This is a genomic window from Maricaulis alexandrii (genome assembly GCF_005871165.1).
Classification (GTDB): domain Bacteria; phylum Pseudomonadota; class Alphaproteobacteria; order Caulobacterales; family Maricaulaceae; genus Maricaulis; species Maricaulis alexandrii.
In genome coordinates this window covers 122,375-141,490 of record NZ_SWKP01000006.1, presented here as the reverse complement: position 1 = coordinate 141,490, position 19,116 = coordinate 122,375, and the positions used below count along the sequence as shown (strand labels likewise).

Here is a 19,116-nt window from a genome sequence, read left to right as displayed (position 1 = left end):
GCATCAGTTAGGCGGTGGATCATCAATGTCCAGAGGTGCGCTTGCATTTCGAATATTCGGAATCTTTCGGCCGCGTCCAGTCCCGACCGGAAACGGACGCTTGCGGAAAGCGCGCGAACGGTGTTCACTTTTTGCAGATAACAAAGCCTATCGGGGAGATCAGATGACCAGCCAGGACCTGGATGTCGTCATCGTGGGCGCCGGCCTGTCGGGTATCGGCGCCGCCTATCATCTGCAGAAGCGCTGCCCGGGACGCAGCTATGCCATCCTGGAAGCGCGCCAGGCGATGGGCGGGACCTGGGATCTGTTCCGCTATCCGGGCATCCGGTCCGACAGCGACATGTACACATTCGGGTACAATTTCCGGCCCTGGACCAGCGGCAAGGTGTTTGCCGACGGGCCGTCCATCCGCGCCTATGTCGAGGACACGGCGCGCGAGGCCGGGATCAATCCGCACATCCATTACGGCCACAAGGTCGTCGCGGCGAACTGGGACAGTGATGCGGCCCGCTGGACCGTGGTGGCGGAGACCGCGGACGGCAAGGTCAGCTTCACCTGCCGCTTCCTGATCCAGTGTTCCGGCTATTACCGCTATGAGCAGGGCTATATGCCCGAGTTCGAGGGCATGAATGATTTCAAGGGCGAGATCATCCATCCCCAGCTCTGGCCGGAAGACACGGACTATACCGGCAAGAAGGTCGTGATCATCGGCTCCGGTGCGACCGCCGTGACCCTGGTCCCGGCGATGGCGGAGAAAGCCGCGCATGTCACCATGCTGCAGCGCTCGCCGACCTATATCGCGGCCCGGCCGTCACGGGATGCGATCGCGGATTTCCTGCGCAAGATACTGCCCTCGCGCATGGCCTACACCCTGTCGCGTTTCAAGAATGTGCTGTTGTCGATCTTCTTCTTCCAGCTCTCCCGTCGCCGGCCGGCAGCGGTGAAGCGGAATGTCATCAAGCTGGTGAAGGATCAGCTGGGCGAGGGGTTCGATGTCGAGAAGCATTTTACGCCCGACTACAATCCCTGGGACCAGCGCTTCTGCCTCGCCCCGGATGGCGATTTCTTCGAGGTCCTGAAAGACGGGTCGGCCTCCATTGTCACCGACCATATCGACCGCTTCACCGAAACCGGCATCCGGCTGAAATCCGGCGAGGAGATCGAGGCCGATCTCATCATCCCGGCCACCGGTCTGGACATGCAGCTGGCCGGCGGGGCGGTCTTCACCGTTGATCGCCGCATCGTGCAGCCGCATGACCTCTTCACCTATCGCGGCATGATGTTGTCCAACATGCCCAACATGGCGCTGGCCTTTGGCTATACGAATGCCTCCTGGACCCTCAAGGTTGATCTCACCTTCGAACGGGTCTGCCGCATGCTCAATCACATGAAGAAGACCGGCGATGATATCGCTGTTCCGGTCCCGCCCGCCGATCTGGAACCGGCCCCGCTGCTGGATTTCTCCTCCGGCTATGTCCAGCGCGCCCTGCCGCATTTGCCGCAACAGGGCAGCTATGCGCCCTGGCGGACCTATCAGAACTACATCCAGGACATGCTCGCCATCCGCTATGGCAAGCTGGAGGATGGCCACATGCAGTTCTGCAAGGCCGGTGACTGGCATGCCGAGCCGGGCGATGTCCGTCGCCGGGAGGCCGCCGAATGAGCATCTGGTCGCTGGCAGGGGAACGCGCCCTGATCACGGGCGCGGCCTCGGGCATCGGTGCCGCCCTGGCCGAGGGGCTGGCGGAGCGCGGGTGTCATCTCATCCTGACGGATATCAATGAGGCGGGTCTCGAGGCGGTTGCGGAAAAAGCGCGGGCGCATGGCGTCGAAGTCGACACTTACACGCTCGACGTCGCCGATCCGGAAGCGATCAAGGCGCTGGCTGAGGCCGTTACATTAAAATGCGCGTCGATTGCGCTGCTCTTCAACAATGCCGGCGTGGCTTTGGGCGGCACATTCGAGGAAGCAAGCGCGGAGAATTTCGACTGGTTGATGTCGATCAATTTCTTCGGCGTGGTGCGCATGACGCGGGCTTTCCTGCCGCTCCTCAAAAAGGCCGACAAGGCCCAGATCGTCAATATTTCCAGCATCTTCGGGATCGTCGCCCCGCCCGGCCAGACGGCCTATTCCAGCGCCAAGTTCGCGGTTCGGGGCTTTTCCAACGCCCTGCGGCACGAGCTGAAGGACAGTACGGTCGGCGTAACGACTATCCATCCCGGCGGTATCGCCACCTCCATCGCCACCAGTGCGAGAATGCCTGACGGGGCAGATGAATCCGAGGTCGCGGCGGGTCGGGAGCGGGCCAACAAGGCGCTGGTTATGCCGCCCTCAAAGGCCGCCGCTATCATCCTCAAGGGCGTCGCACGCCGCCGCGGCCGTGTCCTGGTCGGAAATGATGCCCACGTCCTGGCCTGGTTGGAACGCCTCTTCCCGGTCTCCTATTGGGGCAAGGTGGAAGGCCTGTTGGCCTCGCGCATGAAGTAGGGAAATCTCCATGGCTTATCTCGCTGCAATCATTGTCGGAATTCTTGTCGCCATCGTGGTGCTGGCCTGGTGGTTCACGCAGACAGTCGCCAAGAAGGCCGAAGCCGCCTTGCCGCCGACGGGCAAGTTCACAGACGTCCCCGGTGGCCGCTTGCACTGGGTCGAAAAGGGGGAAGGCCAGCCGGTCGTGATGATCCATGGCCTGGCCGGCAGCCACTACAATTTCACCTATGCGATGCTGGACAAGCTGGCGGAGAAGGGGTTTCGCGCCATTGCCTTGGACCGTCCGGGATGTGGCTGGTCGGAACGGGACGGGGATGAACAGGCCCGCATCCCGAACCAGGCTGCCATGATTGCTGCCTGGCTTGAAAAGGAGGGGATCGGGAAACCCCTTCTGGTCGGCCATTCGCTGGGCGGGGCGGTGTCTCTGGCGCTGGCGGTGAACCATCCTGACCGGGTGGCCGGCCTGGCCCTGATTTCCGCCTTGGTCCAGGCGCCTGAAGCGCCGTCCGACGCCTTTTCCGGGATCAATATTGCCAATCCGGGCATCCGCAATTTCGTGGCCCACACCATCGCCACACCGATGGCGATCCGGACCGGTGAGAAGACCTTGTCCATCGTGTTCGGTCCCGATCCGGCGCCGGCGGATTTCCGCACGCGGGGCGGGGGGCTGCTCGGCCTGCGCCCGCGCGCCTTCTATGCTGCAGCCACGGACCTGCATGCCGTGGAAAAGGACATGGACAGCGTCACCGCCCGGATCGGCGAGATTTCCGTTCCGGTCGGCATGTTCTACGGTGAGGATGACCTGATCCTGGTTGCGCCGGAGCAGATTTCTGCACTGACGGCCCGGCTGCCCCATGCCGTCATCGAGGCGGTCCCCAATCACGGTCACATGCCGCTCATCATCATCCCTGACGAGGTCACGGGCTTCGTTGAACGAATGGCCGCCAAGTCTTTCTCTTAAAAGACGGATTTCCTGAGGATTTGTGCCACCGCGGCATCGCGGCCCGCGGCATCCAGGCGGTCCAGCCGGATGATGGCGTCCGGGGCGGGCGGGGTCTGCCGCTTGCGGGCCCTGTCATAAGCCGGGTCGTAATGCTCGGTGACAAGCTCGGCTGCGAGGTCCGTCCAGGCACCTTGATCGGCGCGGGATAGCCAGTCCTCGATGCGGGCTTTCGCATGGAAGGGACGCAGTCCGTTGATCGCATCCTTGAGCTTGGCCCTGTCGGCCAGCAGATCGGGATAAGCCGTCACCAGATACTCGGCGCGAGCGCCGACCGTCGCATGGATAACCAGGCGCGGCGCACTCTGCATGGCGGCCCACAATCCCGGGGGAACGCGGCGTTTGCCGACCTGCCGGGACTCCGCTTCCACATAGACGGGACGTTCCGGATCGAGTGACCGTGTGATCGCGTGGAGGGCTGTTTCGAAGGCTTTCTGGCTGGGCTGGTCGGCGCCCGGGAAATCCCCGAAAATCGAGCCGCGGTGACGGGCCAGGCCTTCCAGATCAATCACCTGTTCGCCGGCGTCCGACAGCGCCTGCAGTATGGCGGTCTTGGCCGTGCCGGTCTGACCATCCAGCACGATGAGGCGCGGCAGGACGAGGGCGTCCTGGAGCTCGACCACCTGCCGCCGCCAGGTCCGGTAACCGCCCTCAACCAGCACGGGTTTCCAGCCGACCGAGGCCAATACCAGGGCCATGGACTGGGACCGCATCCCGCCCCGCCAGCAATAGACCAGAGGACGGAATTGCTTGGGCTTGTCGGCCAGTGCCGTCTCCAGGTGCCGGGCAATATTGCGCGAGACCAGGGCCGCGCCCATCCGCCGGGCCTCGAACACGGAGACCTGGGTATAATGCGTGCCGACCCGGGCCCGCTCCGCATCGTCCAGAACGGGGAGATTGATCGCGCCGGGCAGGTGGTCCCCGGCGAATTCGGAGGGGCTTCTCACATCAATGATGGCATCGAAGCGTTCCAATCCGGCCGCGGATAGGTCATTGGTGTGGGCGAGGTGGGGCATGGACATCCTGTCGTGGACAAGAGCCCCACACTAACCAAAACGGGGAAGAACGGCATGATGGATGACACAAGCCCGGTCCGGCTCACCTCTCTGGCCCATGGCGGGGGGTGCGGTTGCAAGCTGGACCCGGGTGTCCTGACGGAAATCCTCGGGGCACCGTCCGCCTTTCCCATGCCCAAAGACCTGCTTGTGGACGCCGCCACGCGTGATGATGCCGCAGTCTACCGGATCAATGGCGAGACGGCCCTGGTCGCCACGACGGATTTCTTCACACCCATCGTCGATGACCCATTCGTCTTCGGCCAGATCGCGGCAACCAATGCGCTGTCAGACATTTACGCCATGGGGGCGACGCCGATCTTCTGCCTCGCCATTGTCGGCATGCCGGTCAATGACCTGCCGCGCGAGACGGTGCGGGCCATTCTCGAGGGCGGCCGCACCGTGGCCGAAACCGCCGGCGCCCCGATTGCCGGTGGGCATTCCATCGATGCCGCCGAACCGATCTATGGCCTGGTCGCCCTCGGCACGGTTCATCCGGACAAGCTGCTGACCAATGCCGGGGCCAAGCCGGGCGATGTCCTTATCCTTGGCAAGCCGCTGGGGATCGGCATCTATTCCGCCGCGCTCAAGAAAGAGATCCTGCCGCCCGAGGCCTATGCCGAAATGGTAGCCTCCACAACGCGCCTCAACACGCCGGGACAGGCCCTGAGCCGGATGCAAGGCGTCCATGCCCTGACCGATGTCACGGGTTTCGGACTTCTGGGCCATCTGTCTGAAATGGCTCAGGGCGCTGGTGTCCGCGCTGTGGTGGATCGCAAAAAGCTTCCCGTCTTCGAGACGGCCCGCCGCATGGCCGGGGAGGGTATCAAGACCGGCGCTTCGGGACGCAATTGGAAAGCCATCGAAGCCGGTGTTCAGACCCCGGCTGACTGGTCCGACACCGACCAGACCCTGCTCTGCGATCCTCAGACCTCCGGCGGTCTTTTGGTCGCTTGTGCCCCGGAAGCTGTTGATGCCGTTCTCGCGGAGTTTGCGGCCACAGGTCATTCCGGTGCCGCCATTATCGGCCATGTCGAAGTCGGGCCCGCGGGCGTTCGGGTAGCCTAGACCCGGAAAGCGCGAAAATTCCTTTTGTTTCAACCATTCATTGCGTGGTCATACGAAGTCTGCCCTTAATGCCTCAGGTCGGAACACGGGGGCGATAGGTCATGATCCGCATAATACTGGTTTTGGGTGCGGCCCTTTTGGGCCTGTTTTCGGGCTCCGATGCACACGCCCAGTCAGCTGGGCAATTGCCCAGCGGGTCGTGGGCGCAGACCTGTCCCAGCATCGTGTGGGAAGGCGATATCATCGTTGCCCGCTGCCACGACACACGCGGGCAGCCAGCCTATACCCGCTGGGATACTCGTTCCGGGGTGGCGGTGGTCCAGAACTGCAATGGCGATCTGGTGGGCGCTGCGGACTGCCGGAATGCGGCCTCCATGCACGCCCTTGGCGGTAGCTGGCGACGCGAGCCTTGTGACTTTGCCCGCTTCGATGGGTCCGTCATGGTGGCCTATTGCTACTATGGCGGCGAAAGTCGTGAACTGCGCTATGACCTGGCACGCGGGTCCGGTCCGCTTGAGCTGTGCGGAGGAGAGCTGGTGATTGAAGGCCGGTGCCATGCATCGGCGCCGCGCCCGGAACCTCGCCCGTCTCCGAACCCCACACCCTCACCGAACATGCCGGCGGGCTTCCCCTCCGGCAGCTGGCAGCACACCTGCACCAATGCGCGCTGGGAAGACCGTCTCCTGGTCGCCAATTGCCAGACCTCGCGCGGCGGCTGGGTGAGGGCGAGTTTCGACACCAATCTCCCCTTCTTCACCCTGTCCAATTGCGATGGCCGGCTGGTCGCCTCTGCTGACTGCGGTTCGAACCCGGGAACGACGCCGCCGCGCCCCAATCCGCCCGCTCCGGTCACGCCGGCGCCGGCACCCCGGCCGACGCCCCAGCCAGCATCGCAGCCGGCTCAGGCGAGCCTGCCCGGCGGAAGCTGGACGGAGCATTGCCGGAATTCACGTGTCGAACGGGAACTCCTGATCACGGAATGTCACGCCTCGGGGCAATGGGTGCAGTCGAACGGGCGCTATGTCTGGCAAGCCGGTGAATGGCGGTCCTATCAGCGGTCCTTGCGCGGCTATAATGGTCCGCTCGCCTTCTGTGATGGCGATCTGGTGCGGCGGGGCAGCTGCGACTGATCCGGGAGGCGTCAGAGCGAAAAGGTGCCTACGATCGGAATGTGATCCGACGCCTTCGCTTTGCCGCGAGTCTTGGTGTGGATCTCGATCTTCTCCAGCTGATCCGCCGCTTGCGGCGAGCACAGGAGGTGATCGATCCGGATACCGTGACCCTTTTGCCAGCGGCCGGCTTGGTAGTCGTAGAATGTGTACTGGTGACCGCGCCCGTCGAGCTGTTCGAAGGCCTCGGTCAGGCCCAGCCATTTCAGCGCCTTGAAGGCGGCGCGGGTCTGCGGCAGGGCGAGCGCATCACGCTCCCATTCCGCAATGTCCCAGCAATCGCTGTCGCGTGGGATGCAATTATAATCACCGGCCAGGATGAGCGGTTCCTCGAAGGCCAGCAGGCCCTTGGCGTGCCGGTGAAGGCGCTCCATCCAGGCCAGTTTGTAATCATATTTCGGACCCGGTGCCGGATTGCCATTGGGCAGGTAGATCGAGGCGATCCGCACTGGCCCACTCTCCGCCGAGATCACGACTTCAAGATAGCGCGCCTGTTCATCCTCATCATCGCCGGGCAGGCGGGGATTCACTTCCTCGATCGGATACTTCGAAAGGATGGCGACGCCGTTATAGGTCTTTTGCCCGTGGGTCTCGACATTATAACCGAGCGCCTCGATCTCCAGCCGGGGGAAGCCCTCATCGACTGTCTTGATCTCCTGCAGGCAGGCGACGTCCGGCTTGGCTTCTTCCAGCCATTCCAGAACATTGGGCAGGCGGGCCTTGATCGAATTGACGTTCCAGGAAGCAATTGTCAGGGTCATGGTGAAGTCTTCATGTCGGCGTGGAGAGCGGCAGCTTAAGCCGTTTCGGCCACGAGGAAAGCGGGGAGGGCGGTGCGCGATGCGATCCGCCGGACGAGAATGAGTGACACACCCAAACGCCTCTCCCTGATCTGGCCCAGCCTGGCGACCCTCGTGGTCATTGCCTTCGGCTTTGTGACCACCGGCCTGTGGTTCCCCGGCCTGATGATCCTGGCCTCTCCGGGCACGGAGGGCGAAGTCGCGGCCAAGGCGTTTGCGCTTTACTCCATGGCCGGTCCGGTGGCGGCGGCCCTGGCTGTTCTGACCGGCTGGGTTCGTGTGGCCATGGGCAAGCGTTTTTCCGGCCTCAAATGGATGATTGCCATTCCCATCATCTGGCTGGTCAGCCTGTTCGGCTGGCTTGCCATTGCCAACGCGTTTTGCGACGGTCAGTTCAGCTGCGGGGCTTGATCCTCTGCATCCGATGACGGGCCTTCGGGCATCACGGGTGCAGAAGACAGATGGGGGACTGGAATGATCCGGACCGGACTGGCCGCGCTGGCGGCCTGCGGCCTTGCCTCGGCTGCGTGGGCGCAAGATGCCCGTTTTCACTATGATGGCGAGATGACGATTCAGCCGGAGGCCGGCACGCTCAGCCTCGACTGGACCATCACCGCATTTGAGGACGATCTCGACAGCGTCACCTTCGCATTGAACACCGCTTTGGGCATCGCCGAGATCGGCGGACCCGGGGTTGCGTCGGTCGATGTCGAGGAAATGGCGGGGTTTGACGGGGCCCTGCAGGCCTACACGATCCACCTGATCCCGTCCGAGGGCGGTGCCGACCGTGCGATCGAGATGGCCTATGCCGGGCCGCTCTTTCCCGAAGCGCCGGACATGCCCATCAACACGCTGGATGCGCACAAGGTCGAGCTGACGGTCGACAGTTTCTGGATGCCGTTCGACACCCGTTTTGAATCCCTGATCACGGCAGAGCTCGATATCGCGATCGCCGGTGATTGGGCCGGGGTCACGATGCAGCGGATCGAGCGCACGGATGACGGTTTCCGCATAGAGCAGGATCAGCCGGCCCTCGATCTCGCCTTCACGCTGATGGCGGATTACACCAGCGTCGAGGCGGACGGGTATGTCATCTATGACACGCGCGCTGCCCGGGCCGAGGCTGACCTCACACCGGTCGTGGAAGCTCTGGATTTCTGCACGACCTTCCTGAATGACTGGGCCGGGCCCGGCGGTCCGCTTCCCAAGGCCTCGATCACCGTCAATGACCGTGATGAAGGCGGCTATTCCCGCGGCACGCTGATCGCCCTGACCGATGTTTCCGAGACGTCACCGGAAAGCCTGACCCAGTTCATCTGCCACGAGCTCTCCCATTATTGGAGCCACGGCAATGCTATGACGATCGAGAACTGGCTCAATGAAAGCTTCGCCGACCAGATGGCCAACGTCGGCTTGCGGGCACGTTTCGGCGAAGACGCCTATGAGGCGCGCCTGACGCACTACCGGGATCAGCTGGATGGCCGGGATCTGACACCGGTCTGGACGCCGGAGATCACAGAACGGCCCTCCTTCTTCGTCATGTATCGTCAGGGCCCTCTGGCCCTGGATGCACTGGAGAAGGAGATCGGTGAAGCCGCCTTCGCCGATTTCATGCACCGCTATATGGCCCAGCCGGTCCGCACGACCCCGCAAATGCTCGACCTGTTGGAAGACGCGGCGGGCCCCGAGGTGCGGGACTGGTTCATCGCGCGCCTGGCGGAATAGGTCAGAACCCCTCGAACGCCGCAAACTCATCAACCGGCGCGCGCTCCGTGCGCGTCGTGTTGATGGGGGCGTCCGGATCGGCATGGCCCAGGGCAATACCGCAGAACAGGGTGTAATCGTCGGAGATGCCGACGCTGGTTTTCACGGCCGTCGGGAAGGCGGCCCAGAATTCCTGCGCACAGGTCGCCAGGCCGGCTTCCTCAGCCGCCAGCAGGAAGGACTGGATGAACATGCCGCAATCGGACCATTGGCCCGGCTGCATGGATTTGTGCAGGGATACAAACAGGCCGACCGGGGCTCCGAAGAACTCGAAATTGCGCGCAAACTGCAGCAGGCGGGCCGTCTTGTCCTCGCGCGGCACACCGATGGAGGCGTACATGGCCTCGCCACAGGCAAAGCGGCGCGCGCGCCACGGGTCGACTATGGGTTTGGGGTAAACTTGATACTCGAGTTCCGGCTCACCCAGCGGATTTTCCGCCTGGCTGGCCTGCGCCGCTTCGATGACGCGCTGCCGCGCCTCGCCGGTCACGACATTGACTTGCCAGGGTTGGAGATTGCCGCCGGACGGTGACCGGCTGGCCGTCTTCAACAGATCGCGGACCTGCGCTTCGCTGACCGGCGTGTCGAGAAAGGCGCGCGTGGAAATGCGGCGCTCAAGCGCATCAGAAACACTGAGGGACATGAAAACTCCGGAAGTCTACGCGGCAAAAACGGTTTCAAATCCGCCGAAAATCATGCGCTGGCCGTCAAATGGCATGGCCATCGTTTCCGGGTCCATGCGCGGATCGTCCATCATGGCGGCCATGGCTTGGTCGCAACTCGCCCTGTCCGGCCACTTGATCCAGGAGAGTACGACCACTTCACCCGGTTCGCACTTCACGGCCATCGGGAAGGAGGTCACCGCGCCATCGGGCACGTCCACACCCCAGTTCTCGGTGATCTCGAGCGCGCCGTGATCCTTGAAAATCTCAGCCGCCACCTTGGCGTGGTCAATGAAGGCTTGCTTGTTCGCGACCGGAACGGCCGCCACAAATCCGCTGACATAGCTCATGCTCGTCCCCCGATTGTTAGATCGAGAAACTTGTACCACAGCCGCAGGCAGCGGTCGCATTGGGATTGTGGATCTTGAAGGCCGCGCCGATCAGTTCGTCGACATAGTCGATCTCAGATCCTTCCAGAAAGGGCAGTGAGGCCTCGTCGATCACGACCTGGGCCCCGTCACGTTCGATCAGCTGGTCGTCGGCATTCACCGCCGTGTCCAGGTCGAAAGTGTAGGAGAATCCGGAACACCCGCCGCCCTCGACACCGATCCGCAGCAGCGTGCCGGCGGTCTGGGCGGCGAGGATGGTGTTGATCTGTTTGGCGGCCGAAGCCGAAAGCGTGACATTGGCTGTCATGGCAAACCCGTCCGGGGTGTTTGTGTTTACTGGTCTCCCCGTATATGGACCTCAACACGCGTAGATGAAAGGCCCGAGCCACATGACCATTGCGGCCACCGACCGGACCCGTGCCCGTTTCGCCTGTCATCCCGGCCAGTCCCGCGGGCGTCGCTTTCCGACGGCCGACAGCGAAATGCGCAATGCGTTCCAGCGCGATCGCGACCGGATCATCCATTCCGCCGCTTTTCGCCGGCTGAAAGAAAAGACCCAGGTTTTCGTGGCCCATGAGGGCGATCAGTACCGCACGCGACTGACCCACTCCCTGGAAGTCTCCCAGATTGCGCGCACCCTGTCGCGCATGCTGGGCGGGGACGAGGATCTCGCGGAAGCCCTGGCTTTGGCCCATGATCTGGGCCATCCCCCCTTCGGTCATGAAGGCGAGCGGGTCCTCGCCGAGAAAATGAAGGACTTTGGCGGGTTCGATCACAATGCCCAGACGCTGCGCGTCGTGACCAAGCTGGAGACCCGTTACCCCGAGTTCGAAGGGCTCAATCTGACCTGGGAAACCCTGGAGGGTGTGGTCAAGCACAATGGCCCGCTGCTGACGTCCGAGACATCCCGCGAGGATCTGGCCTGGGCCTTCCGCGCCTATGACGGGCTGGACGAGCTGGAGCTTCACACGCATGCCGGGCTGGAAGCCCAGATCGCCGCTCTGGCCGACGATATTGCCTACAATAATCACGATATTGATGACGGGCTTCGCTCCGGCCTGCTGGAGCTGGAGCCGCTGTTGGAACTGCCCTTGGTGGGCGACATCTTCAAACGGGCGATGGAACGCTGGCCGGACGCCGACCGCGCCATCATCATTCACGAGGCCGTGCGGGACCTGATCGGCGTGATGGTGGCCGATGTGCTGACCGAGACCCGGTCACGCCTGGAGGCCGCCAAACCGGCAAGTGCGGCAGACATTCGGGCCCTGGACGCTCCGGTCGTGGCCTTTACCGAAGAGATGACCCTGCATCTGGCAGCCCTGCGCCGCCATCTCTTTGCCAACATGTACCGGCACTACAAGGTCAATCGCATGATGAGCCAGGCCAGCCGAGTGATGGGAGAGTTGTTCGATCTGTATCTCCGCGACCCCGGCGTTCTGCCGAATGACGTCCAGGCCGGGATGAGCGGGGCGGGGACCGCCGGGTCGGCGCGGCATGTCTGTGACTACATCGCCGGGATGACCGACCGCTTTGCTGTGGAAGAGCATCGCCGGCTGTTCACGGTTCAGGGATATTTCTGAGTCAGAACAGTGGGAAGACCATGCGGCCGAGTGAACCTAAAGGCCGGACAATGCTATCGTTTGAACAGTGCCATGCGATTCGCGTGACACACGTAATCTGAGACGCCGGGACACGCATGACGGACCAGGACGAAGACGAGCGGATCGGCGCCTACGCCCCGCCGACGGATGAATACGCAACCTTTGATGCGCGCGAGGAAGATGCCCGCCGCGGCCCGCTTCTGCTGACCGCAGCGCTGGCGGTCTTCATCCTGTTTCTGGGGGTTGTCTGGAGCGCCTACAATCAGGGCCTGCGTGAAAGCGGTCGTGATGGTGCGCCGCGACTCGTGGCGAACGAAGAACCCTATCGCGAACGTCCGGTCGATCCGGGCGGCGAGGAAACGCCGGGCACAGAGCTGGGTGTCTATGACCGTTTGACCGGTGATGCGGAAACCGGCGATGAGGATGTCTCCCTGCGACCGGCACCGGAAGAACCCATCGAGGACTCCCGGCCGGCCCTGCGGGTGGAGACGGTGGATGCTGACGAGGCTGCCGCACCTGACAATCGCGAGACCCAGCCGGATGTGACGCCGCGCCCGGCGCCGGCCCGCCCGGAACGCCAGCCCGATCCGGATCCGGAACCCGCCCCGCAGCCGGAAGTCCAGACACCGGTCCAGACTCCCGATCCGGAACCCCAGCCCGAACCGGCGTCCCCGGAATCCTCCGGTCCGACGGTTGATCTCAGCGGCGGATGGGTCGTCCAGATTGCTTCCTTCCGCAGTGAAGCGGATGCCGAGGCGGCCTGGGTCGCTTTCCGCACGCGCTTTTCGGATGTTGCGTCGGGCGCAGCGCCCGATGTGCTGCAGGTCGATATTCCCGACCGGGGGACCTATCACCGCCTGCGCATCGCCGCCTTTGCCTCGCGGGATGAAGCCGTCAACTTCTGCTCGATCCTGCAGTCGCGCGGCCAGGACTGTCTGGTGGCCCGCCGATGAGCCTGTCTTCCGCAATCTACGGGCTGCAGGGCCTGACGCTCAGTGCCGATGAGAAAGCCTTTTTCCGTGATGCGGACCCATGGGGCTTCATCCTGTTTGCCCGCAACGTGGAAGGCGTCCGCCAGCTGTCGCGCCTGACCCTGGAATTGCGCGATTGTGTCGGGCGCGATGCGCCGATCCTGATCGACCAGGAAGGCGGCCGTGTGGCGCGCCTGAAACCGCCGGCCTGGCGCAAGGCTCCGCCGGCCCAGGTCTTCGGTGATCTTTTCCTGAAAGATGAGGAAGCCGGCATCGAGGCCACGCGCATCAATCACCGTCTCTTGGCGCATGAGCTCCGGACCGTCGGCCTTGATGTCGATTGTGCCCCGGTGGCTGATCTGCGCATTGAAGGCGCTGATGCCATTATCGGCGATCGCGCCTTCGGCACCACGCCGGAACCGATCGCCCATCTGGGCCGGGCGGCCATGGAAGGCCTGATGGCGGGCGGAGTCGCGCCGATCATCAAGCATGTTCCGGGACACGGTCGGGCCCAGGCCGACAGCCATCTGGAATTGCCGGTTGTGCCGGAAGAGCACGGCCTGCTGTCCGAAACCGATTTCGCCCCCTTCAAGGCGCTCAATGACGCGCCGATGGCGATGACGGCCCATATTGTCTACGCCGATATCGATGACGAAAACCCGGCCACCCAATCGGCAGAGCTGATCGGCAGGATCATTCGCGGCGAGATCGGGTTCGACGGGCTGATCATGACGGATGATTTGTCCATGAAGGCGCTGTCCGGCAGTTTCCGGGAACGGGGTGAGCGTTCGCTGGCGGCCGGATGCGATATGCTGCTGCACTGCAATGGCGAGATGGCCGAGATGATCGCGGTCGCTGAAGGCGCCACAACGCTCACCGGCAAGGCTCTGGACCGTGCCCTGGCAGCGGAAGCGGCGCGCGACCGTATCGAAGAATTCGACCCGGACGAGGCCGAATCGCGGCTCAATGATCTTTTGGCACCGGTAAGCGGGACGGCGATGTCCTGATTTGGAGCAAGGCTTGATCGAGGAATTCGAGGAAGACGTCCGGTTCGAGGCCGCCGAGGAGGCGGAAACCGATGCGCTGATCGTCGATCTCGACGGGTTCGAGGGGCCGCTCCACCTTCTGCTCGCCCTGGCGCGCAAGAAGAAGATCGATCTCGCAAAGATTTCCATTCTCGAACTGGCCGAGCAGTATCTCCAATTCATGGAAGCAGCGCGCCAGCGTCGTCTGGATCTGGCTGCCGACTATCTGGTCATGGCCGCCTGGCTGGCCTTCCTGAAGTCCAAGCTCCTGCTTCCCAAGCCGAAAAAGGATGAGGACGACGCGCCTGCTGAAGTGCTGGCGGCTGCGCTGGCCTTCCGTCTGCGCCGGCTGGAGGCAATGCGGGCCGCCGGTGAAGCGCTGTTCGCGCAGCCACTCCTGCACACGGATGTGCATATGCGCGGGGCGCCGGAAGGGGTGCGGTCGACCCGGTCCGTGATCTATGCTGCCGACCTTCACGACCTGTTGTCGGCCTATTCGCAACGCCGCATCCGGCAGGCCCGGTCAAGCTATCGACCTCCCACGCCCAAGGTTTACGGTCTGGAAACTGCAAGAGAGCGTCTTGAAACGCTGATGCCCGAGATTCGGGAGTGGAAAGACTTGGACAGCTTGCTTCCCGGCCCCGGGGAGCTGGGCGCGGATCCGCCGCCTTTGCGGTCCGTCCGGGCAAGTTCCATGTTGGCCGCGCTTGAAATCACCAAGGAGGGCCATGCACGATTGCGTCAGCGTGAGGCCTATGCGCCGCTGTATGTGCGCGCCACGGAGAGAGACGCACCGCATGACTGACGAAACCGAGACGGGCACGACCGACCCGATTTCTAGCGCCATCGAAGCGCTGCGCGAACGTGCCAATCACCAGGGCCCGTCGGCCATGGCTGATGAGGAGGCGTCGAAATCGCTGGGGGTTCATCTCGCGGTGAACACCGAGAAGCGCAATTTGCGCATCCTCGAAGCGCTCCTCTTTGCGGCCAATGAGCCGCTGGATGAGGAAACGCTGATCGGTCGTCTGCCGTCCGAGGCCAATATCCAGGAATTGCTGGCGGCCCTGTCGGCGGAGTATGCCGAGCGGGGTGTCCGTCTCATCGAGGTGGGAGGACGCTGGCGCTTCGAGACCGCGCCGGACCTGGCCGATGTCCTGACGGAAGTCCGGCAGGAACCGCGCAAACTGTCCCAGGCGGCGCTGGAGACGCTGTCCATCATTGCCTATCACCAGCCGGTGACGCGGGCCGAGATCGAGGAAATCCGGGGCGTGGCCGTGTCCAAGGGTACGCTGGACCTGTTGTTCGAATTGCGCTGGATCCGCCCGCGCGGCCGTCGCCGCACGCCGGGACGCCCGGTCACCTATGGCACCACCCCGCAATTCCTCGAATATTTCTCGCTCGAGACGATCGGCGATCTGCCGGGAATGTCCGACCTGAAGGCCGCCGGCCTGCTGGATGCGCGCCTGCCGCCGGATTTCACCGTGCCGGACCCGTCGCGTCCCGATCAGATGGAATTGCTGGAAGATCCGCTCGACGACGAAGAAGCGCATGCTTTCCATGTCGATTTCATGGACGGCGATGATGACGAGCCCGATGGTGCCGCGTAACGCAGCACATGCGATAGATTGTCCGTGAGCGTGATTGACGGGTTGGACGCCACGCGGCAAACGCAGTAGACCCATTTGACGTGTTCTAGAGACGGAGAAGCCTATGGCTCCGGGTATGTGGCAAATTCTGCTGGTCCTTCTTCTCGCCGTCCTGCTGTTTGGCGGCCGGGGAAAGATCGCTTCGGTCATGGGCGATTTCGCCAAGGGCATCACCAGCTTCCGCAAAGGGCTGCGTGACGAGGAGAATACCGAGGAAACGTCCAATGACGCCTCTGGTTCGCTCGGCGCTGAAACCCGCGACGACGAAAAGACCGGGAGCTAGGCCATGAGCCCCGGCATCGGCATGCCGGAATTGCTGGTTGTGCTCGTTCTGGCGCTGGTCGTCGTCGGGCCGCAGCAATTGCCTGTCATGATGCGCCGCGTGGGCCAGCTCATGAACCAGGCCCGCGGTCTGGCCAAAGAATTCCAGAACTCCTTTGAGGAAATCGGTCGCGAGACCGAATTGTCCGAGCTGCGCAAGGAAATCGAGGCGCTCAAACAGGCCAATCCGGTGAACCAGATCAAGGGCGAGTTCGACAAGGTGGCCAAGGACGTCCAGTCGGAGACGCTGGCCAAGCCGGACGCGCCGGCGAAGGCTGATGCGCCCGCCAAACCGGATGAGAGCGCCAAGGTTGAAGCCCCCAAGAAGACCGCGGCTGCAAGCAAGTCGGGCAGGATTGACGGTTAGGCATGGCCCAGCTGGAACATGACACGGACGAAGTCGAGGCAAGCCGCGCCCCGCTGCTGGATCATCTGATCGAGCTGCGCTCGCGCCTGGTCGTGATCCTGGCCTTCCTGTCGGTCGGCTTCATCGTCTGCTTCATTTTCTCCGGCCAGATCTATCAATGGCTGCTTTTGCCGTATCGCGATGCCGCCGCCTCAGTGCGCGGCGTGCCGGTGGAAGAGCTGGATCTGACCGCCAATTTCTTTGCGCCGCTGGAGTTTTTCTTCGTCCGGCTGAAACTCTCCCTCGTCGGCGCGATCATTATCGGCTTCCCGGTGATTGCTTGGCAGATCTACGGTTTCGTGGCGCCGGGCCTGTACAAGAATGAGCGCGGCGCTTTCGCGCCCTTCCTCGCCATGTCGCCCGTGCTGTTCGGCGTGGGTGTGGCCTTCGTCTATTTCTTTGTCCTGCCCATGGTGATGCGCTTTTCGCTGGGGCAGGAACAGGTGCCGGAACTGGCCGGGACGCGGATCGAGCTTCTGCTCAACGTGTCCGACTATATGAGTTTGATCACCACGCTGATGCTGGTTTTCGGGATTTCCTTCCAGATGCCGGTCTTCCTCATGCTGCTGGCCAAGGCCGGCATCCTGCGCGGGGCCACCCTGCTCAAGGGCTGGCGCTTTGCTGTGGTTGGCATTGCCCTCTTCGCCGCCTTTGCGACGCCGCCGGACCCGATCAGCCAGCTCATGCTCGGGGGTGCCTTGCTGCTGCTCTACTTCCTCTCGATTGTCGGGATGGGGTGGATGGAACCGAAACCGCTCGAAGACGAGGAGTCCTGAGGCGACGCGCGGTTTACGGCGGCCGCGGGCAGGGCTATAGCCGCCTGCGATATTCCTCCAACCCGCACCGGTTATTCCCATGCACGACATCAAGCTGATCCGCGACAATCCTGAAGCGTTCGACCAGGGCCTTGCCCTGCGGGGCCTCGAGCCGCAATCAGCCTCCCTGCTGGAGCTGGATGCGAACCGTCGTGAGGCCCTCACCAAGCACCAGGACGCCGAGACCGAGCGCAATGCCCTGTCCAAGCAGATCGGCAAGGCCAAGGCGACAGGGGATGAGGACGAATTCAACCGTTTGCGCGGTGAAGTCGACCGTCTCAAAACCGTGCTCGAGGAAGCCGGCCAGCAAGCCCGCCACTTCGAGGAAACCCTCAACCAGCACCTGGCCGCCATTCCGAACCTGCCCGAGCACGACGTGCCGGCCGGGGCTGACGAGGCGGACAATGAGGAAGTGCGGGGCTGGGGCACGCCGCGCGAGTTCAGCTTCAAGCCGAAGGACCATGTCGATCTGGGTGAGGGGCTCGGCCTGATGGACTTCGAGAAGGCTGCCGAGATTTCCGGTGCCCGTTTCGTCGCCCTCAAGGGGGGGCTGGCCCGCTTGGAACGGGCCCTCGCGCATTTCATGCTGGACCTGCACACGGGCGAACACGGCTATACCGAAGTGAGCCCGCCGCTCATGGTGCGGGACGAGGCCATGTTCGGCACCAGCCAGCTGCCCAAATTCGCCGAGGACCTGTTCCGGACGACGGATCATCGCTGGCTGATCCCGACGGCTGAAGTGCCGCTGACCAATCTGGCGCGCGATGCGATCCATGAGGAAGCGAACCTGCCGATGCGCTTTACGGCCCATACGCCGTGCTTCCGCGCCGAAGCCGGTTCCGCCGGCCGCGACACACGCGGCATGATCCGCATGCACCAGTTCAACAAGGTCGAAATGGTCTCCATCGTCCCGGCCGAGCAGAGCGCGGACGAGCTGGACCGCATGACCGGTGCTGCCGAACGCGTCCTGCAGCTGCTGGAGCTGCCCTATCGCGTCATGCTGCTGTGCTCAGGCGATATGGGCTTTGCTGCCAAGCGGACTTATGACCTTGAAGTCTGGCTGCCCAGCCAGGGGACGTATCGCGAGATCTCGTCCTGCTCGAATTGCGGGGACTTCCAGGCGCGCCGCATGAATGCGCGCTATCGCAAGGCTGGCGAAAAGCGTCCGCAATTCCTGCATACGCTGAATGGATCCGGCGTGGCCACCGGACGGGCCCTGCTGGCCGTGATGGAGAACCACCAGAACGACGACGGCTCGATCACCATTCCGGATGTGTTGCGTCCCTATATGGGCGGCGCAGAGCGCATCGAAGCCTGAGCCGCTTCCGTCTTTCCCGGGATCGAAAACCGCCCCGTCAGCAGATTCGCTGACGGGGTCTTTTTTCGCTTGAAACGCGAAATTCCAAACCTCTTTTCCTGGCCTGACCCAACCCTTTGGGTGATTGTCGCTATCCCCGATTTTCGAGACCCTCGCGCCCTCGTGCTTTGAAAGCACACAAGAAATTCAAAGGGGGCGTCGCGGTTGCGGCGTATGGGGCATGCCTGGAAAATCTGATCGCAATCCGCAGCAATCCGACACGCTTCCGGCACAGGCCGGGAATTCCGGAAACGCGTCTGCCGCGGCGGCACAAGGGGGCGGTCCTTCAAATCGCCGGGAAATCCATGTCGGTTCGCGCCGGGACGATGTCATTGAGGGAGGTGATGGCCGGGACCTCATGCTCGGCCTTCGCGGTGACGACGAATTGTCCGGCGGCAATGGCAATGACCAGATCTTCGGCGGACGCGGCGATGACACGCTCCTGGGCGGAGCTGGTAACGACATCCTCAGCGGTGGCCGCGGTAATGATGTACTGGAGGGCGGCGAGGGCAATGACGTCCTGTCCGGCGGAGCCGGTGACGACATTCTGTCCGGCGGAGGGGGTGATGATGTGATC

General features: G+C 63.3%; 21 protein-coding genes and 1 pseudogene. 17 read left to right on the top strand and 5 right to left on the bottom strand.

The window, feature by feature from the left end; all coding sequences use genetic code 11:
- Positions 1-100 precede the first annotated feature (100 nt).
- From FCS99_RS06975 to FCS99_RS06965, 3 genes are read left to right on the top strand one after another with little or no spacing between them, the layout of a single operon-like run.
- Entirely contained in the window at positions 101-1,663 is a 1,563-nt protein-coding gene (locus tag FCS99_RS06975; RefSeq protein ID WP_407658275.1) for a flavin-containing monooxygenase, read from the top strand.
- Positions 1,660-2,487 (top strand): SDR family NAD(P)-dependent oxidoreductase, encoded by an 828-nt coding sequence (locus FCS99_RS06970; RefSeq protein ID WP_138511369.1) that lies wholly within the window; start codon positions 1,660-1,662, stop codon positions 2,485-2,487. The genes FCS99_RS06975 and FCS99_RS06970 overlap by 4 nt, the downstream gene beginning before the upstream one ends.
- Before the next feature lie 10 nt (positions 2,488-2,497).
- Positions 2,498-3,451 (top strand): alpha/beta fold hydrolase, encoded by a 954-nt coding sequence (locus FCS99_RS06965; protein ID WP_138511368.1) that lies wholly within the window; start codon positions 2,498-2,500, stop codon positions 3,449-3,451.
- Here FCS99_RS06965 and mnmH read toward each other — a convergent pair.
- Positions 3,448-4,506, bottom strand: coding sequence for a tRNA 2-selenouridine(34) synthase MnmH (gene mnmH / locus FCS99_RS06960; protein WP_138511367.1), 1,059 nt, complete (start codon positions 4,504-4,506; stop codon positions 3,448-3,450). The two genes, FCS99_RS06965 and mnmH, sit on opposite strands and share 4 nt — an antisense overlap.
- 54 nt (positions 4,507-4,560) lie before the next feature.
- Between mnmH and selD the strand changes: the two genes are divergently transcribed.
- On the top strand, positions 4,561-5,613 hold the full coding sequence (selD, locus tag FCS99_RS06955) for a selenide, water dikinase SelD (RefSeq protein WP_138511366.1): 1,053 nt from the start codon (positions 4,561-4,563) through the stop codon (positions 5,611-5,613).
- 101 nt (positions 5,614-5,714) lie between these two features.
- Entirely contained in the window at positions 5,715-6,743 is a 1,029-nt protein-coding gene (locus FCS99_RS06950) for a hypothetical protein (RefSeq protein WP_138511365.1), read from the top strand.
- An 11-nt stretch (positions 6,744-6,754) separates the two neighbouring features.
- On the opposite strand, the gene FCS99_RS06945 is transcribed toward FCS99_RS06950, so the two are convergent.
- Positions 6,755-7,543: an exodeoxyribonuclease III gene (locus FCS99_RS06945; RefSeq protein WP_138511364.1), complete on the bottom strand. Its 789-nt coding sequence runs from the start codon at positions 7,541-7,543 to the stop codon at positions 6,755-6,757.
- A gap of 99 nt (positions 7,544-7,642) precedes the next feature.
- On the opposite strand from FCS99_RS06945, the gene FCS99_RS06940 reads away from it, so the two are divergent.
- Positions 7,643-7,993, top strand: coding sequence for a hypothetical protein (locus tag FCS99_RS06940; protein WP_138511363.1), 351 nt, complete (start codon positions 7,643-7,645; stop codon positions 7,991-7,993).
- Positions 7,994-8,056: 63 nt separating this feature from the next.
- On the top strand, positions 8,057-9,307 hold the full coding sequence (locus FCS99_RS06935) for a M1 family aminopeptidase (RefSeq protein ID WP_138511362.1): 1,251 nt from the start codon (positions 8,057-8,059) through the stop codon (positions 9,305-9,307).
- A gap of 1 nt (position 9,308) precedes the next feature.
- Here FCS99_RS06935 and FCS99_RS06930 read toward each other — a convergent pair whose 3' ends face one another.
- The 3 genes from FCS99_RS06930 to erpA are packed head-to-tail and all read right to left on the bottom strand — an operon-like array spanning position 9,309 to position 10,704.
- Entirely contained in the window at positions 9,309-9,989 is a 681-nt protein-coding gene (locus tag FCS99_RS06930) for a nitroreductase (RefSeq protein ID WP_138511361.1), read from the bottom strand.
- 15 nt (positions 9,990-10,004) lie between these two features.
- Entirely contained in the window at positions 10,005-10,358 is a 354-nt protein-coding gene (locus FCS99_RS06925; RefSeq protein WP_138511360.1) for a DUF1428 domain-containing protein, read from the bottom strand.
- 16 nt (positions 10,359-10,374) lie between these two features.
- A complete protein-coding gene (gene erpA / locus FCS99_RS06920) occupies positions 10,375-10,704 on the bottom strand; it encodes an iron-sulfur cluster insertion protein ErpA (RefSeq protein ID WP_138511359.1) in 330 nt (109 codons plus the stop codon).
- An 82-nt stretch (positions 10,705-10,786) separates the two neighbouring features.
- Here erpA and FCS99_RS06915 point away from each other — a divergent pair, with 82 nt between their 5' ends.
- The 10 genes and pseudogenes from FCS99_RS06915 to FCS99_RS16390 all read left to right on the top strand — a co-directional run.
- Positions 10,787-11,977: a deoxyguanosinetriphosphate triphosphohydrolase gene (locus FCS99_RS06915; RefSeq protein WP_138511358.1), complete on the top strand. Its 1,191-nt coding sequence runs from the start codon at positions 10,787-10,789 to the stop codon at positions 11,975-11,977.
- Between the two features lie 116 nt (positions 11,978-12,093).
- The gene (locus tag FCS99_RS06910; protein WP_138511357.1) at positions 12,094-12,951 is read left to right on the top strand and encodes an SPOR domain-containing protein; all 858 of its coding nucleotides are present in this window, start codon (positions 12,094-12,096) and stop codon (positions 12,949-12,951) included.
- Positions 12,948-13,976, top strand: a complete 1,029-nt coding sequence (gene nagZ / locus FCS99_RS06905) for a beta-N-acetylhexosaminidase (RefSeq protein ID WP_138511356.1) — start codon at positions 12,948-12,950, stop codon at positions 13,974-13,976. Before FCS99_RS06910 ends, nagZ begins: the two co-directional genes overlap by 4 nt.
- A 13-nt stretch (positions 13,977-13,989) precedes the next feature.
- Positions 13,990-14,799, top strand: a complete 810-nt coding sequence (locus tag FCS99_RS06900; protein WP_138511355.1) for a segregation and condensation protein A — start codon at positions 13,990-13,992, stop codon at positions 14,797-14,799.
- On the top strand, positions 14,792-15,601 hold the full coding sequence (gene scpB, locus FCS99_RS06895) for an SMC-Scp complex subunit ScpB (RefSeq protein ID WP_138511354.1): 810 nt from the start codon (positions 14,792-14,794) through the stop codon (positions 15,599-15,601). Before FCS99_RS06900 ends, scpB begins: the two co-directional genes overlap by 8 nt.
- Positions 15,602-15,704: 103 nt before the next feature.
- A complete protein-coding gene (locus FCS99_RS06890) occupies positions 15,705-15,923 on the top strand; it encodes a twin-arginine translocase TatA/TatE family subunit (protein ID WP_138511353.1) in 219 nt (72 codons plus the stop codon).
- Between the two features lie 3 nt (positions 15,924-15,926).
- Positions 15,927-16,328 carry a Sec-independent protein translocase protein TatB gene (tatB, locus tag FCS99_RS06885; protein WP_138511352.1) on the top strand — a complete coding sequence of 134 codons (402 nt, stop codon included), beginning with the start codon at positions 15,927-15,929 and terminating at the stop codon, positions 16,326-16,328.
- A gap of 2 nt (positions 16,329-16,330) precedes the next feature.
- Positions 16,331-17,143, top strand: a complete 813-nt coding sequence (gene tatC / locus FCS99_RS06880; protein ID WP_138511351.1) for a twin-arginine translocase subunit TatC — start codon at positions 16,331-16,333, stop codon at positions 17,141-17,143.
- Between the two features lie 79 nt (positions 17,144-17,222).
- Positions 17,223-18,500, top strand: coding sequence for a serine--tRNA ligase (serS, locus tag FCS99_RS06875; RefSeq protein WP_138511350.1), 1,278 nt, complete (start codon positions 17,223-17,225; stop codon positions 18,498-18,500).
- Positions 18,501-18,720: 220 nt separating this feature from the next.
- Positions 18,721-19,095: pseudogene (locus tag FCS99_RS16390) on the top strand (calcium-binding protein); the annotation flags it as partial.
- Positions 19,096-19,116: the final 21 nt, after the last annotated feature.

Excerpts from the sequence above, each read along its gene's own strand:
- FCS99_RS06970 (WP_138511369.1), top strand. The coding sequence starts at position 1,660 with ATGAGCATCTGGTCGCTGGCAGGGGAACGCGCCCTGATCACGGGCGCG.
- serS (WP_138511350.1), top strand. The coding sequence starts at position 17,223 with ATGCACGACATCAAGCTGATCCGCGACAATCCTGAAGCGTTCGACCAG.
- selD (WP_138511366.1), top strand. The coding sequence starts at position 4,561 with ATGATGGATGACACAAGCCCGGTCCGGCTCACCTCTCTGGCCCATGGC.
- FCS99_RS06935 (WP_138511362.1), top strand. The coding sequence starts at position 8,057 with ATGATCCGGACCGGACTGGCCGCGCTGGCGGCCTGCGGCCTTGCCTCG.
- FCS99_RS06915 (WP_138511358.1), top strand. The coding sequence starts at position 10,787 with ATGACCATTGCGGCCACCGACCGGACCCGTGCCCGTTTCGCCTGTCAT.
- erpA (WP_138511359.1), bottom strand. The coding sequence starts at position 10,704 with ATGACAGCCAATGTCACGCTTTCGGCTTCGGCCGCCAAACAGATCAAC.
- tatB (WP_138511352.1), top strand. The coding sequence starts at position 15,927 with ATGAGCCCCGGCATCGGCATGCCGGAATTGCTGGTTGTGCTCGTTCTG.
- FCS99_RS06925 (WP_138511360.1), bottom strand. The coding sequence starts at position 10,358 with ATGAGCTATGTCAGCGGATTTGTGGCGGCCGTTCCGGTCGCGAACAAG.
- mnmH (WP_138511367.1), bottom strand. The coding sequence starts at position 4,506 with ATGCCCCACCTCGCCCACACCAATGACCTATCCGCGGCCGGATTGGAA.
- scpB (WP_138511354.1), top strand. The coding sequence starts at position 14,792 with ATGACTGACGAAACCGAGACGGGCACGACCGACCCGATTTCTAGCGCC.
- FCS99_RS06930 (WP_138511361.1), bottom strand. The coding sequence starts at position 9,989 with ATGTCCCTCAGTGTTTCTGATGCGCTTGAGCGCCGCATTTCCACGCGC.
- FCS99_RS06965 (WP_138511368.1), top strand. The coding sequence starts at position 2,498 with ATGGCTTATCTCGCTGCAATCATTGTCGGAATTCTTGTCGCCATCGTG.
- nagZ (WP_138511356.1), top strand. The coding sequence starts at position 12,948 with ATGAGCCTGTCTTCCGCAATCTACGGGCTGCAGGGCCTGACGCTCAGT.
- FCS99_RS06890 (WP_138511353.1), top strand. The coding sequence starts at position 15,705 with ATGGCTCCGGGTATGTGGCAAATTCTGCTGGTCCTTCTTCTCGCCGTC.
- FCS99_RS06940 (WP_138511363.1), top strand. The coding sequence starts at position 7,643 with ATGAGTGACACACCCAAACGCCTCTCCCTGATCTGGCCCAGCCTGGCG.
- FCS99_RS06950 (WP_138511365.1), top strand. The coding sequence starts at position 5,715 with ATGATCCGCATAATACTGGTTTTGGGTGCGGCCCTTTTGGGCCTGTTT.
- tatC (WP_138511351.1), top strand. The coding sequence starts at position 16,331 with ATGGCCCAGCTGGAACATGACACGGACGAAGTCGAGGCAAGCCGCGCC.
- FCS99_RS06910 (WP_138511357.1), top strand. The coding sequence starts at position 12,094 with ATGACGGACCAGGACGAAGACGAGCGGATCGGCGCCTACGCCCCGCCG.
- FCS99_RS06945 (WP_138511364.1), bottom strand. The coding sequence starts at position 7,543 with ATGACCCTGACAATTGCTTCCTGGAACGTCAATTCGATCAAGGCCCGC.